The organism is Acidovorax sp. 94 (assembly GCF_003634645.1).
In the GTDB taxonomy this organism is placed as follows: Bacteria; Pseudomonadota; Gammaproteobacteria; order Burkholderiales; family Burkholderiaceae_C; genus Acidovorax; species Acidovorax facilis.
This window is the reverse complement of the sequence record NZ_RBJA01000001.1, coordinates 1,339,146-1,352,523: the sequence shown is the minus strand read 5'-3', so window position 1 is coordinate 1,352,523 and position 13,378 is coordinate 1,339,146. Positions and strand designations below refer to the sequence as shown.

Here is a 13,378-nt window from a genome sequence, read left to right as displayed (position 1 = left end):
GTGCCGTTCGTGACCAGGCGCCCCGCCTGCGTGCGCTGAAGCATCGCCGCCGCGTCCATGCAATACGAGTTCGACTTTGCCAGCGTGCTGGCCAACTGGCCCCAGTTTCTGGAAGGGGCCTGGATGACCATCCTGCTGTCCTTCCCGGCCACGGTAATTGGTTTTGTGGGTGGCACGCTGCTGGCCATTGGGCGGCGCGGCGACACGCGCTGGCTGGTGCGGGCCTGCGGTGCGTATGTGGAGGTGCTGCGCAACACGCCGCTGCTGGTGCAGGTGTTTCTGGTGTTCTTTGGCCTGGCCAGCCTGGGCTTCAAGGTATCGGCGTTTGCTGCGGCGCTGCTGACGCTGGTGATCAACGTGGCGGCCTACACCTGCGAAATCATGCGGGCGGGCATGGATTCGATCCACAAGGGCCAGATCGAGGCGGCCGAGTGCCTGGGCCTGACGCGCCGGCAGGTGTACTGGCACGTGGTGCTGCGCCCGGCGATGGAGAAGGTGTACCCCGCGCTCACCAGCCAGTTCGTGCTGCTGATGCTGGCCTCGTCCATCACCTCGCAGATCTCGGTGGAGGAACTCACTGCCGTGGCGGCGCGGGTGCAGTCGGAGACCTTCCGCCCGTTCGAGGCTTACATCCTGGTGGCGGTGGCGTACCTGGCGCTGTCGCTGTTGATGCGGCTGGGGCTGTGGGTGTTCGGGCAGATGGTGTTCACGCGCCAACGCAAATTGGGGAACGCTAAATGATCGACGGTGGATTGAACTCGTATCACCTGCAGTACCTGCTGTTCGGCGCGCTGTGGACCATCGGGCTGTCGCTGATTGCGTTTGTGGGCGGTGGCTTGGCCGGGGGCGTGATTGCGCTGTGCCGCGTCAGCCCGATCAAGGCGGTGCGCTGGGCGACGATTGCGTGGATTCAGATCATCCAGGGCACGCCGCTGTTGGTGGTGCTGTTCCTGTGCTACTTCGGCCTGTCCATCGCGGGCTTGGAGCTGCCCGCCATCGTGGCGGCCAGCATTGCGATGATTGTTTACGTCAGCGCGTATCTGGGCGAGATCTGGCGCGGCTGCATTGAGTCGGTGCCGCGCACGCAGTGGGAGGCGGCCGAGTGCCTGGCCCTGTCGCGCACCCAGCGCATGCGGCTGGTGGTGCTGCCGCAGGCGGTGCGCATTGCCACGCCGCCCACGGTGGGCTTCATGGTGCAGATCGTCAAGAACACGTCGCTGGCGTCCATCGTGGGGTTCATCGAGCTGGTGCGTGCGGGCCAGCTCATCAACAACTCCATCTTTCAGCCTTTCACCGTGTACCTGCTGATCGCCATCGTCTACTTTGCGATGTGCTACCCGCTGTCCGTCTGGAGCCGCAAGCTGGAGCAGCGCCAGCAGTTTGGAAACAACCGTGGCACAGCCACCCCCTCTGTGACCACCGCATGAAACGAGAAGACACCATGAACCTCGCCCGAGATGCTGCCGCGCAACCCTCCCAGCCAGCGGCCTCGCCTGCGCAGCCCGTCGTTGAACTGAAGGACGTGCACAAAAGCTTTGGCAGCAACCAGGTGCTCAAGGGCGTGTCGTTTGCGATTACCCGGGGCCAGGTGGTGGCCATCATCGGCAAGAGCGGCTCAGGCAAGAGCACGGCGCTGCGGTGTATCGACCGGCTGGAGATCATCGACAGCGGCACCATCAATGTCTGCGGCCACGCGGTGCATGACCCGGCCATCGACCTGCGCCAGTTGCGCCAGGACGTGGGCATCGTGTTCCAGAGCTACAACCTGTTCCCGCACCTGACGGTGGAGCAGAACATCACCCTGGCCCCCAAGGCCGTGAAGAACCTGCCCACGGCCAAGGCGCGCGAGATTGCCGCCCGCACGCTGCAGCAGGTGGGCTTGGCGGACAAGGCGCAGGCCTACCCCGAGCAACTGTCCGGCGGGCAGCAGCAGCGCGTGGCCATTGCCCGGTCGCTGGCGATGGAGCCGCAGGTGATGCTGTTCGACGAGGTGACCTCGGCCCTGGACCCGCAGCTCACCGGCGAGGTGCTGCGCGTGATCGAAGCGTTGGCCCAGGGCGGCATGACCATGGTGCTGGTCACGCACGAGATGGAGTTCGCCGCCCGCGTGGCCGACACCATCATCTACATGCACGAAGGCAAGGTGTGGGAGACGGGCCCGGGCGACATGCTCAAACACCCGCAGACCGCCGAGCTGCGCGATTTCCTGTCGCACGGGCTTTGAATTTCAGCTTCAGCCCTGCCCCTTTCGATTCCGTACTCAAAAACCACCAGGAGACAACCACCATGACCGTATCCCTCTTCTTCCGCCGCACCTTGCTGGCTGTGGGCGCCGCCGCTCTGTGCATGCCCGCCATGGCCGAGCTGGCCGACATCAAGTCCGCCGGCAAGCTGCGCGTGGGCATTGACTTTGGCGCGCCGTTCTATGGGTTTGTGGACGACAAGATGAAGCCCGTGGGCTCGGACGTGGAAGCGGCAGAGTTGCTGGCCAAGGACCTGGGCCTGACGCTGGAGATCGTGAACACCACCAACTCCGCGCGCATCCCCAACCTGCTGTCCAACAAGGTGGACCTGATCATCTCGTCGCTGTCGATCACGCCCGAGCGCCAGAAGGCGGTGGACTTCTCCATCCCCTACGGCGCCATCCAGGCCGCGGTGGGTGCGCCCAAGAGTTTGAAGCTCACCAGCATCGACGACCTGGCCGGCAAAACCGTGGCCGTGACCCGTGGTGGCCCGCAAGACAAGATCGTCACCGAGCGCGCACCGCAGGCCAAGGTGGTGCGGTTTGATGACGAATCGGCCTCCATCACCGCGGCCGCCACGGGCCAGGCCGACATCGTGGCCATCACGCCGCCGATCATCGCGGCCATCGCCAAAAAGAACCCGTCGCGCGACTTCGAGACCAAGTTCATCCTGCAGTCGTACCAGCTGGGCGTGGCCATGCGCAAAGGCCAGCCCGAGCTGATGGCCGCCGTCAATGGCTGGATCAAGACCAACCTGGCCAACGGCAAGCTCAACGACATCCATGTGAAGTACGCGGGCGTGCCGATCCCCAAAGAAATCATCGACGGCGCGAAGTAAGTAAGTAAATAAAGCAAGCCAAGCCTGCAACCTGGGCGGCGCCTGACGGGCCCCGCCCGGCTGCGCCCTGCCCTGACGCATCACCACCAAAGGAAATTTTTATGAGCCGTCATTTCGGCGCCATCCGCCAACTTGGCTACGTGGTCCACGACATCGAAGCCGCCATGGACTACTGGAGCAAGACCCTGGGCGTCGGCCCCTGGTTCTACAACCCCAAGGTCCCGATCAAGAACTACGTTTACAAGGGTGAGCGCTACGAGCCACACAACTCGGTGGCGCTGGCCAACTCGGGCTATGTGCAGGTCGAGCTGATCCAGACGCGCAACGACGTGCCGTCGATGTACCGCGACTTTCTGCAGGCCGGGCGCACCGGGCTGCAGCACGTGGCGTACTGGACCAGCGACTACGACGCCGACCTGGCGCGGCTGACGGCCCAGGGCTTCAAGACGGTGATGAGCGGCGAGGTGGGTGAAAAGGGCCGGTTTGTGTACTTCGACACCGAGTACCACCCCGGCACGGTGATCGAGCTGTCGGAAGTGGCGGGCCCCAAGGGGCGCATGTTCGACCTGATTCGTGCGGAGTCGGAAACCTGGGACGGCACGACGGACCCGGTGCGGCCGTTTCCGGATCTGTCGAAGATCTGAAGAAGGTCTGATTTTTAAGCCAAATTGGCCTCTAGCGCTTATTCCATAAGCGCTAGCAGCTATCAATACAGTAGCAGTACACCCCATGTCCCCAGACCGCTTTGAAGCCACCTACCTGATCGAGACCCCGCTGGACCCGGCCCACGTGGCCGAGGTGCTGGCGGGCGAACAATCGTGTGGCACCTTCACCCGAGTGGAGGGCGAGACCGACGCGCTGCGCGAACGCGCCCGCGCCACGGTCGAATCGGTGGAACTGCTGGACGTGGCGCCCGCGCCGTCGCTGCCCAACGGCTGGATGCAGCGGCGCGGCATGTTCGACACGCCGCAGACCTGGCAGCGCGCCCGGCTGCGGGTGAGCTTTCCGTGCGACAACATCGGGCCCAACCTGCCAACGCTGGCCGCCACGGTGTCGGGCAATCTGTACGACCTGGGCGAGGTCACCGGCCTGCGCCTGGAGTCGATGAAACTGCCCAGCGCCTACCGTGCCCAGTTCGACATGCCCCGCCACGGCATCGCCGGCACCCGCGCACTAACCGGCGTGCAGGGCCGCCCGCTGATCGGCACCATCATCAAACCCAACGTGGGCCTGTCGGCCGAAGAAACCGGCGACCTGGCCGGCCGCTTGTGCGCTGCCGGGGTGGACTTCATCAAGGACGACGAGGTCTGCGCCAACCCGGTGCACGCACCGCTGGCCGACCGCGTCAAAGCCGTGATGCGCCGCGTGCGCGCCCACCAGGACAAGACCGGCAAGCTGGTGATGGTGGCCTTCAACATCACCGACGAGACCGACGCCATGCGCCGCCACGCCGACCTGATTGCCGCCGAGGGTGGCAGCTGCATCATGGTCAGCTTGAACTGGTGCGGCTACTCGGCAGTGCAAACCCTGCGCCGCCACAGCCCGCTGGCGCTGCACGGCCACCGCAATGGCTACGGCGCCTTGTCGCGCCACCCGCTGCTGGGCTTTTCGTTCAACGCCTGGCAGACGCTGTGGCGCCTGGCGGGTGTGGACCACATGCACGTGCACGGCCTGCAAGGCAAGTTTTCGCAGACCGATGAAGAAGTGATCGAGTCAGCGCGCGACACGCTGGCCCCGCTGTGCGAAGGCCTGGACGACCGCGTGTTGCCCGCATTCTCCAACGGCCAGTGGGCTGGCACGGTGCCCGCCACGTGGGACAGCATCCAGTCCAACGACCTGCTGTTCATGTCTGGCGGCGGCATCCTGGCCCACCCGGACGGCCCCGCTGCGGGCGTGGCCAGCCTGCAGCAGGCGTGGGACGCCGTGCAGCATGGCGAAACCCTGGCCGAGCGCGCGGCACGCGCCCCCGAGCTGCGCCGCGCCATCGACTTCTTCGGCAAGAAGCCCTGAACCATGACCACCACAGCCCCCCGGTTCGGCTGGTACGGCGACGACTTCACCGGCGCCACCGACACGCTGGCCGTGCTGGCCCAAGCGGGCCTGCGGTCCATGCTGTTCATGGGCGTGCCCAGCGCACAAGCGTTGGTGGCCGCCGGGCCGCTGGATGCCATCGGCATTGCCGGCGCCGCGCGTGCCATGGCGCCCGACGCCATGCGCGCCGAGCTGACCGGTGTGGGCCAATTTTTCAGGCAGGTTGCGCCCACCGTGCTGCACTACAAGGTGTGTTCCACCTTCGACAGCGCACCGCATGTTGGCAACATTGCCTGCGCCATCCAGACCCTGCATCCCAGCGTGGACAACCGCTGGGTGCCCATCCTCGGAGGCCAGCCCAGCCTGGGCCGATACTGCGCGTTCAGCAATCTGTTTGCGGCGGCCGGGACGGGTGGTGCCGTCTACCGCATTGACCGGCACCCGACGATGCACCGCCACCCAGTGACCCCCATGGCCGAGGCAGACTTGAGGGTGCACCTGGCACAACAAGGATTGCAGGGCATCACGGCGTTGCATTACCCGTTGTTTGAAGCGGATACAGGGCCAAACGCGGCAACCTTGCGCACCGCACTGGGCACGCTTCTGGACAATGGCCCGGCCGATCTGCCCGATTTGCCTTTGGTGCCCACGCTGCTGGACCTGACCAGTGCAGACCAGTTGGCCAGCGTGGGGCGCCTGCTGTGGCAACAGGCACAACACGCGCGCCTGCTCGCAGTGGGGCCCAGCTCCGTGGCGCAAGCGCTGATCGCGCACTGGGGAGCCCACGCAAACCACCCCACCCCAGCCTTGGCGCCATCGACTGGCCCTGTGTTCGCCTGGGCGGGCAGCCTGTCACCCATCACTGCGGCCCAGGTCCAGGCCGCAGCGTCTTACCAGCGCATCTCTGTGGACGCGCAGCGCCTAGGCGACGATGCAGCGTATGCCCAGGCCACCCAGCGCACGATATGTGCCGGGCTGCAGCAAGGCCACCACGTTCTGGCCTACACCGGGCCAAACGACGGCGCCCATGCCCCCGCCGGTGGCGCATTGGCAGCCGTCGCACCCGCCAGCGCGGCCCTGGTCGCCGGTGTGGTGCAGGCGCAGGCCGACAACGGCACGCCCCTGGGGCGCATTGGCATTGCGGGCGGCGACACCTCCAGCCACGCCGTGCAGGCGCTTCAGCTGTGGGGCTTGTCGTACCAAACGACGGTCTGCCCAGGGGTCACGCTGAGCCGCGCGCACAGCGCAAGCCCGTCGCGCGACGGGCTGGAGCTGATGCTCAAGGGCGGACAGATGGGGGGGACGGGTCTCTTCGAGAAGCTGCTCGGCACCGCCTGACGGAGACATCCAGGCGATAAAAAGCCCGCACAGGGCGGGCTCGTTATGGAACGGCATAGCGGAAGGCAAGCCTGCCGCTATTCCTTCAAACACGTGGAACGGGAGTTCCTGAGTTCACGCACAGTGCCAGGTTCAGTGCCTTGATCGCGGTCTTGTAATCCTCGCGCTCGATCACGAACTGCATGTTCACCTGACGCAGGGTCTGGGACACGCAGTTCACGTTGACCCGCGCATCGGCCAGCGCCTGTGCGGCCTTGGCCAGCACGCCGGGGATTCCGATGTTGGAGCCGATGGTGCACACGATCGCGCTGGGCTTGATCGTCACGACCTGGTAGCCCTCCTGCAGCTCGGCCACCAGCTCGGGCGTGACCTGGTTGTCCCACACCAGATGGGCGATGGAGTTGGCGTTGGTCGCCTTCAGGATGTAGCTCACGTCGTGCTTGCAGAACACGTTCATCAGGCCTGCATCAAAGCCCACCGTGCCCACCATGCTGGGGTCGTGGATCTCGATCAGCGTGACCTTGTCGGTACCGGTGACGATCTCCACGCGCGCGCGCTCGCCCACGAAGTCCTTGGTGATCAGCGTGCCGGGGTGGTCGGGCTCAAACGTGTTCTTCAGGCGGATGGGAATGCCAGCCAGTTCCATAGGCTTGGCAGCCTTGGGGTGGATGGCTTCCATGCCCACGTCGGCCAGCTGGTCGGCCACGTCGTAGTTGGTAGCACCCACCACGATGGCGTTTTCCAGACCCACCAGGTTGGGGTCGGCGGACGAGAGGTGGAATTCCTTGTGGATCACGGCCTCGGCGGGGCGCACTTCCACGGCGATCTTGCTGAAGGTGACCTCGGAATAACCGCGGTCAAACTCGCGCATGATGCCTTCGGTGCCCTTGGTATAGCCGGTGGCCACCACCACCTTGTCGCTCAGGTCCAGGCCCTTGAAGCTTTGCGCAATGCGCTCATCAATGGTCCAGGCTTCGTTGTCGTCAAAACCGGCCAGGTCCATCAGGATGGCGTTGACGCCATTGACCTTGAGGATCTCGACCGAGTTGAACGCGCTGTGCGACTCGCCAATGGAGGCCAGCACTTCGCGCGCGGCCAGCAGCACATCCTTGCGGCTCAGATAGCCACTGGCCAGCACGTGCTGCATGGCGTTCAGATATTCACGCGCCTGGCCAATGCGCTGGTCGATGAAGGCATCGGCCACATCCAGCGGCAGGCCCAGGTCGGCATAGCCCGCGTTCAGCTTTTTGAGGCTGGCGGCCAGTTGGGTCAAGGCGTCCTGGTAGCCCTTGCCCTCTGCAAACAGGGCGTAGATGCCGCGCTCGCCCGTCTTCTTGTGCTCCAGCAACTGGTTCGTCACGCCAGAGTAGGCAGACACCACATAGATCCGGCCATAAATGCGCTTGGGATCGTGCAGCATGATGTGGCGCAGCACATCGCCAAAGGCGGTCATGGAGGTGCCGCCGATTTTCTCGACAGAGATCTTGGAGGAGTTGACGTCTGACATGGACAAGCTCAGAGGAGCAAAAGTGATTGGGAGGCCGGGCGGATGTTCTGCCCCAGAGGTAGCGGCAGAAAACCCTCTATTTTCCACGACTTTTGTCCGGGCACTTTGACGCAGCCCCCAAAGAGGCGGCTTGAATTCGCTACAGCGGGCTGCCAGCAGCTATCCCGCAAGCAGAATGAGCGCCAGCCTCTTCTGTGTTACAGATCAGCCCTCAACACCCCATTGCGCGTCGTAATAAAGAGCGCGGAGTCTTTCAGCGCAATGCCTTCTGGGGGAGGAATCACACTCGGCAAGGCGCCAGGTACAAAACCGTACTTTCCAACCGTGCCAACCACGGTGCTCACCACACCACTGGTAGTGATCTTGCGCACCAAAGCATTGTTGCGATCAGCCACATACAAGTTGTCCTGACCATCGATCTTGACGTCCACGGGGAACCAGAATTTAGCCTGCGCCGCCGCCCCATCGTTGTAGCCAAGAACGCCGGGTTGACCGGCGATGGTGCTGACCAAGCCCGCTGGAGTAACTTTGCGGACCACATGATTGGCGGGATCCGCCACATACAGATTACCTGCAGAGTCCAGCGCGCCACCGCCAATGGAAGAAAACCGAGCGGAATCCCCCATGCCATCCACCAGGCCCTGAACGCCCGCCCTGCCAGCCAGCAGACTCACGGTCTTGTCCGAATTGATCTTGTAAATTGCTCCATAAGGCCTTGTCGGCACAAAAATAGGCAGGCCTGCGGCCGGTACTGTTGAGCCTGCGGCTACATACACCACACCGGAGCTATCTACCGCCAACACCTTCAATCCATCGGGAAGACTCTCGCTGCCTTCAAAGAATGATTGGACTGTGCCGTCGGGAGCAATCACTCGAATGCGCTTCCCACCGCCGACATATGTATTGCCTCGTCGATCTACGGCCGCTCCGCTCATCGCATTTTGATATTCCATGCGAACGATACTCGTTGTGCCGCCTTCTGGGCTTATGCGGCGCAGAGAGTAGGAGTCGTCAATGTGGCCCGACAAGTGGCTGTTGGGATTAACGAACCGGTCGAGTACGACCAGATTGCCATTCCCATCGATGGATGGGCTGCGCGGATCAGAGAACTGTGCAGCGCTGCCAATTCCATCCCCCTCACCCTCCAGTCCCTTGTGGCCCGCATAAACACTTTCAACACCTTGAGCATCAATTTTCAGGATGGCAGTATTCCCAAAAACAGGTGCATTTCCGCCAGCTCCGAGCGCAGACAGGTAGAAGTTTCCAGCTGCATCCCGTGCAAACCCGGTAAAGCTGTACGACCAGCCTGAACTCCATGTCTGTGTTGGCTGCCGAACAGTGGAGACCAAACCAGCAGGCGTAACTTTACGGATAGCACCGTTGCCTTCCAACACGTACAAGTTGCCCACGGCATCCATCGTGATGGCTTGAAGTTCCACAAAACGCGCAGCGCTACCCTGCCCGTCCACAGCCTGGCTTGACTCTTCCGAGCCGGCCAGTATCGTCATCTCGCCCGCAGGCGAGACTTTGCGAATCACAGGCTGGTTACGGTCAGCGATATAGATCGTCCCCTGTGCATCCACCACCAGGCCAGAGGCCAGGTAGACAAACGAAAACGCCGGAGTGGGTAGCCCCCGGGAACTGATGGCATTGACCAAAGTCTCCATTTGGCCGTTTGCCCCCAGCTTGCGCAGCTGGTTATTGGCGGTGAAATACACCGTACCCGCAACGTCCACCGCCAAAGGTTTGCCAACATGGCAGAAAACCATCGATGAACTCTGGCAGTTCCAATTGGTCGAGACGTTTGCCAGCGTGGTAACCGCGCCTTGAGGCGTCACCTTGCGTATGTATTCTCCGTTGTCAGAAACGTACCAGTTGCCCTTGGTGTCCGCCGCAATAAATTGCGGATTCAGAAACTTGGCGGCTACCCCTTGCCCGTCAGCGAATGCCGCGACCATATCGCCACCGGCAGCAGTACTCACGGTGCCGTCAGAAGAAATTTTGCGCACCGCGTGGTTGCCAACCTCGGCCACCATGAGATTGCCTGCAGGGTCCACCGTCAGACTTTGGATGCCATAGAAGGTTGCGTTGCCGCGAGCTCCATCCAGGTTTCCAACGCCCCCCACGTCTCCCGCAAACAGGGCGATTTTTCCAGCCACTGCCGGTGGTGGGCTGACGTTGTCTCCTCCGCCGGAACCGCCACAAGCCTGCAAAGCTACGAGACTCGCAAACGTTACTGCGTGCCCGGTGAAGCGGGCCAAGTTCATCCATTTCAAAGTCGACTCCCTGGTTTGTGGGCGCCAAGCCAAAATTGGCTTGCGCCTTCTTCACTGTATTCACGGCAACTGGGCGTGGGAGCCCAGTCCGGAGCAAGTGTGTTGTCGAGAATACTGGATTGAATCGCCCGACCCCATGTCAGTTTCCACCTGTAACAATGAGCCAAATGCGCCTTTGATCATCTTCCAGGCGAAAAAAGCCCCCTGCAGCAGCCCATGCAGAGCTGCGCGGTGCGGGCGGATCGTGGCCAGCCCAGCGGGCTCCTGTCAGGCGCCAAACATGCCCAGCAACTGCTCTCGTGGCACCGCTTTGCTGAACAGAAAGCCCTGAGCGAACTGGCATCCTTCCGCCGCCAGGAAGTCCGCCTGCTCGGGCGTTTCCACGCCTTCCGCCACCACCTCCTGGTTCAAGCAGCGCGCGATCGACAAGATGGCCTTGATGAGCTCGGCCCTGAAATGGTCGGTGGTCGCGGAGTGGATGAACGATTTGTCGATTTTGAGCGTATCGATGGGGAAGCGGGCCAGATAGGACAGCGCCGAATACCCGGTGCCGAAGTCATCGATCGCGATGGTGGCCCCCATGTCGCGCAGGGCCTGCAGAGCCTTGACTGCAACACCGTCCTCGTCAAGAAGCAGGCTCTCGGTAATCTCAAACTCCAGCCACTGGGGTTTGCAACGCGTTTCGGACACGATTTCCTTCACCTGCGCCACCAGGCCGGAGGCCTGGATCTGACGGGCCGACAGATTGACCGCCACCTTGCGTGGCTGTGTGGCCCCGGTATTCCAGGCGACGGCGGTCGAGCAGGATTCGCGCAACACCCAGGCGCCCAGCTGGTTGATCAAGCCAGCGTCTTCTGCCACCGGGATGAACAACTCCGGAGACACCTGGCCCAGGCGAGGATGCGTCCAGCGCAAAAGCGCCTCACAGCCGACCGTTGCGCCGGACGCCAGCAGCACCTTGGGCTGGTAGTGCAGTGCCAGTTCATCGCGCTGGAGCGCACGACGCAGGTCGAACTCCAGGGTCAGCCGCTGCTGGGCATGCTCGGTCATATCCCTGGAGTAAAACCGGAAGCTGTTTCGCCCGGAGCGTTTGGCGGAGTACATCGCCGAATCTGCGTACTTGAGCAGCTCTTCTGCCGCCTCACTGTCCGTCGGGTACACCGCAATACCGACACTGCAGGAGACGAAAATTTCCTGCCCATCCAGCCAAAAGCTCTGGTTGAAGGCGGTCTTCACCTTCCCCGCCACACGCGCCAGATGACTGCCGGTATGGATCTTTGGCAACAACATGCCGAACTCGTCCCCCCCAGCCTGGCTACGGTGTCATAAGTGCGCACACTGGCGCGCAGGCGCAGGGAGACCTCCTTGAGCAACGCGTCTCCCGCCGCATGGCCCATGGTGTCGTTGATCTGCTTGAAGCGGTCCAGGTCCACCACCATCACACCCGCCTGAGCGCGGTGGTAGGCCGCATCCTTCAGCATTTGCGCCAGCCGGTCATGGAACAGCACGCGGTTGGGCATCCCCGTCAGCGCGTCGTAGAAAGCCATCTGGTGGACCTTGTCCTGGTAGGCCTTCAGTTCACCGATATCCCGCCCCACCAGCAACACGCTCGAGACGCTGGCGTCGTCGTCCAACTCGGGGGTCAAACTCACCAAACTGCAGATGCGGCGCCCCAGCGCATCGGACCATTGCAGCTCCAACTCGACAGGCGTCTTGCTGTCCACCACCTGCACCAGATGTTGCGCCAACTTTGCCCCAACCTCTTGCCCCCAGAGCGCATGGGGTAAGCATCCCAGCGCGCCGGTGTCAAGCCGCCCCACCGCCTTCAGCAACACCGGGTTGGCATACCGGCAGCCGAACTGAAGATCAAAACGGGCAATCACATCGGGAGAGTTTTCGACCAGGGTACGGTACTCACGCTCCCGCAAGGTCAGCTCATCCTGCAGTTCCAGCCGTTGCGTTACATCGCGGGAGACCGTAATGAAATGTGGGCGCGCATCCACGCTGGTGCGCATTTGCGATACCGACAGTTCAAACCAGCGCGGGCCCAGAGAGGTCGCAACCGATATGACATGGCCCAACGACACGCCTTTGTGCTCTGCCTCCGCAAACGCCATCTCGGCAATCGCCACACTTTCAGGAGACAGCACTTCCTGCAGCGTCCGCCCCAGCAAAGCCTCCCGGCTGGCCGCCAATAACTCGGGGTTGCGCGTCCAGATATTCAGGTAACGGCCTTCCCGGTCGGTTTCGAACAACAAGTCCGGAAAGGCATCAATCACCCCCTGGGCAAAGGCCAGCGCTTTCTGGAGTTCACTCTCGGTGTGCTTGCGGTCCGTGATATCTCTGGAATATCCCACCGTGCCCACCACCTTGCCATGCTGGTGCAGCGGAGACTTCCACACCTCCATCCAGCGCCGCTGCCCGTGCTCATCGACGTACAGCTCTTCCACATAGTGGGCCACGCCCGCCGCCATGACAGCCTTGTCGTCGGCCACATACGTTTCCGCCAAATCCTTGGGGAAGAAATCGAATTCAGTCCGGCCCTCCAGTTCCGCCGTGGAGGCCACCCGCGCCACTCTGGCGTACGCGATATTGGCTGCCAGCAAACGGCTGTGCTCGTCCTTGAGCCAGACAAAAAATGGGAACTCGTCCAGCAGGGTGCGCCAATACTGCTGGCGCTGCTGAAGGGCCTCCTGCATTCGTTGGGCTTCCGACATGTCGCGAACGATGGAGACGGCAAACAAGCGCCCCTCCCGCCGCAGCGTCACACCGTGCACCTGCACGGCAATCTGTTTGCCGCTCTGGGTCATGTGCACCGTGTCGATGACAAAAGCCTGGCCCTCCGGGCTTTGCAGTATTTCCTGGCACCGCTCCCTGGAAATGTTCGGATCGATGTCCGGCGGCCCCATCGTCAGCAGCGCCTCGCGGCTGTATTCCAGGGCGCGGGTGGCGGCATCGTTCACATAGACGAAGCGGCCCTCTTCGCCCAGTATGAGTACGGCATCCTGATACAGGTCCAGCCCCTTACCCAGCAGCACCCAGGCAAGGTTCGGGTCATCGTCAGGCTGAGCGGCGATGGTTGGCGTTACGGGCATCCTGCTTCCAGATCAACAATCTGCTGGTGGTCGTCGTACGCCCGCCTGGG

The 13,378-nt window shown here is 62.9% G+C and carries 9 protein-coding genes and 1 pseudogene; 7 read left to right on the top strand and 3 right to left on the bottom strand.

Annotation, left to right across the window (positions count from 1 at the left end):
- The first annotated feature begins 57 nt into the window (after positions 1-57).
- From C8C94_RS06335 to C8C94_RS06305, 7 genes are all read left to right on the top strand, one after another.
- The gene (locus C8C94_RS06335; protein ID WP_121420119.1) at positions 58-741 is read left to right on the top strand and encodes an amino acid ABC transporter permease; all 684 of its coding nucleotides are present in this window, start codon (positions 58-60) and stop codon (positions 739-741) included.
- Entirely contained in the window at positions 738-1,427 is a 690-nt protein-coding gene (locus C8C94_RS06330) for an amino acid ABC transporter permease (protein WP_121420118.1), read from the top strand. Before C8C94_RS06335 ends, C8C94_RS06330 begins: the two co-directional genes overlap by 4 nt.
- A 14-nt stretch (positions 1,428-1,441) precedes the next feature.
- Entirely contained in the window at positions 1,442-2,224 is a 783-nt protein-coding gene (locus C8C94_RS06325) for an amino acid ABC transporter ATP-binding protein (RefSeq protein WP_121420117.1), read from the top strand.
- Positions 2,225-2,286: 62 nt separating this feature from the next.
- The gene (locus tag C8C94_RS06320) at positions 2,287-3,081 is read left to right on the top strand and encodes a transporter substrate-binding domain-containing protein (protein ID WP_121422730.1); all 795 of its coding nucleotides are present in this window, start codon (positions 2,287-2,289) and stop codon (positions 3,079-3,081) included.
- A 101-nt stretch (positions 3,082-3,182) separates the two neighbouring features.
- Positions 3,183-3,725: a VOC family protein gene (locus tag C8C94_RS06315; RefSeq protein WP_121420116.1), complete on the top strand. Its 543-nt coding sequence runs from the start codon at positions 3,183-3,185 to the stop codon at positions 3,723-3,725.
- Between the two features lie 85 nt (positions 3,726-3,810).
- Entirely contained in the window at positions 3,811-5,091 is a 1,281-nt protein-coding gene (locus tag C8C94_RS06310) for a ribulose-bisphosphate carboxylase large subunit family protein (protein ID WP_121420115.1), read from the top strand.
- 3 nt (positions 5,092-5,094) lie between these two features.
- On the top strand, positions 5,095-6,450 hold the full coding sequence (locus C8C94_RS06305; RefSeq protein ID WP_121420114.1) for a four-carbon acid sugar kinase family protein: 1,356 nt from the start codon (positions 5,095-5,097) through the stop codon (positions 6,448-6,450).
- An 85-nt stretch (positions 6,451-6,535) separates the two neighbouring features.
- Here C8C94_RS06305 and C8C94_RS06300 read toward each other — a convergent pair whose 3' ends face one another.
- The 3 genes and pseudogenes from C8C94_RS06300 to C8C94_RS26045 form a co-directional block, all read right to left on the bottom strand.
- Complete coding sequence (locus tag C8C94_RS06300; RefSeq protein ID WP_121420113.1) at positions 6,536-7,957, bottom strand: aspartate kinase; 1,422 nt, start codon at positions 7,955-7,957, stop codon at positions 6,536-6,538.
- A gap of 197 nt (positions 7,958-8,154) precedes the next feature.
- Positions 8,155-10,233 (bottom strand): NHL repeat-containing protein, encoded by a 2,079-nt coding sequence (locus C8C94_RS06295; protein ID WP_147433240.1) that lies wholly within the window; start codon positions 10,231-10,233, stop codon positions 8,155-8,157.
- 267 nt (positions 10,234-10,500) lie between these two features.
- A pseudogene (locus tag C8C94_RS26045) lies at positions 10,501-13,238 on the bottom strand (putative bifunctional diguanylate cyclase/phosphodiesterase); the annotation flags it as partial.
- Positions 13,239-13,378 lie beyond the last annotated feature (140 nt).

Excerpts from the sequence above, each read along its gene's own strand:
- C8C94_RS06315 (WP_121420116.1), top strand. The coding sequence starts at position 3,183 with ATGAGCCGTCATTTCGGCGCCATCCGCCAACTTGGCTACGTGGTCCAC.
- C8C94_RS06335 (WP_121420119.1), top strand. The coding sequence starts at position 58 with ATGCAATACGAGTTCGACTTTGCCAGCGTGCTGGCCAACTGGCCCCAG.
- C8C94_RS06310 (WP_121420115.1), top strand. The coding sequence starts at position 3,811 with ATGTCCCCAGACCGCTTTGAAGCCACCTACCTGATCGAGACCCCGCTG.
- C8C94_RS06325 (WP_121420117.1), top strand. The coding sequence starts at position 1,442 with ATGAACCTCGCCCGAGATGCTGCCGCGCAACCCTCCCAGCCAGCGGCC.
- C8C94_RS06330 (WP_121420118.1), top strand. The coding sequence starts at position 738 with ATGATCGACGGTGGATTGAACTCGTATCACCTGCAGTACCTGCTGTTC.
- C8C94_RS06305 (WP_121420114.1), top strand. The coding sequence starts at position 5,095 with ATGACCACCACAGCCCCCCGGTTCGGCTGGTACGGCGACGACTTCACC.
- C8C94_RS06320 (WP_121422730.1), top strand. The coding sequence starts at position 2,287 with ATGACCGTATCCCTCTTCTTCCGCCGCACCTTGCTGGCTGTGGGCGCC.
- C8C94_RS06300 (WP_121420113.1), bottom strand. The coding sequence starts at position 7,957 with ATGTCAGACGTCAACTCCTCCAAGATCTCTGTCGAGAAAATCGGCGGC.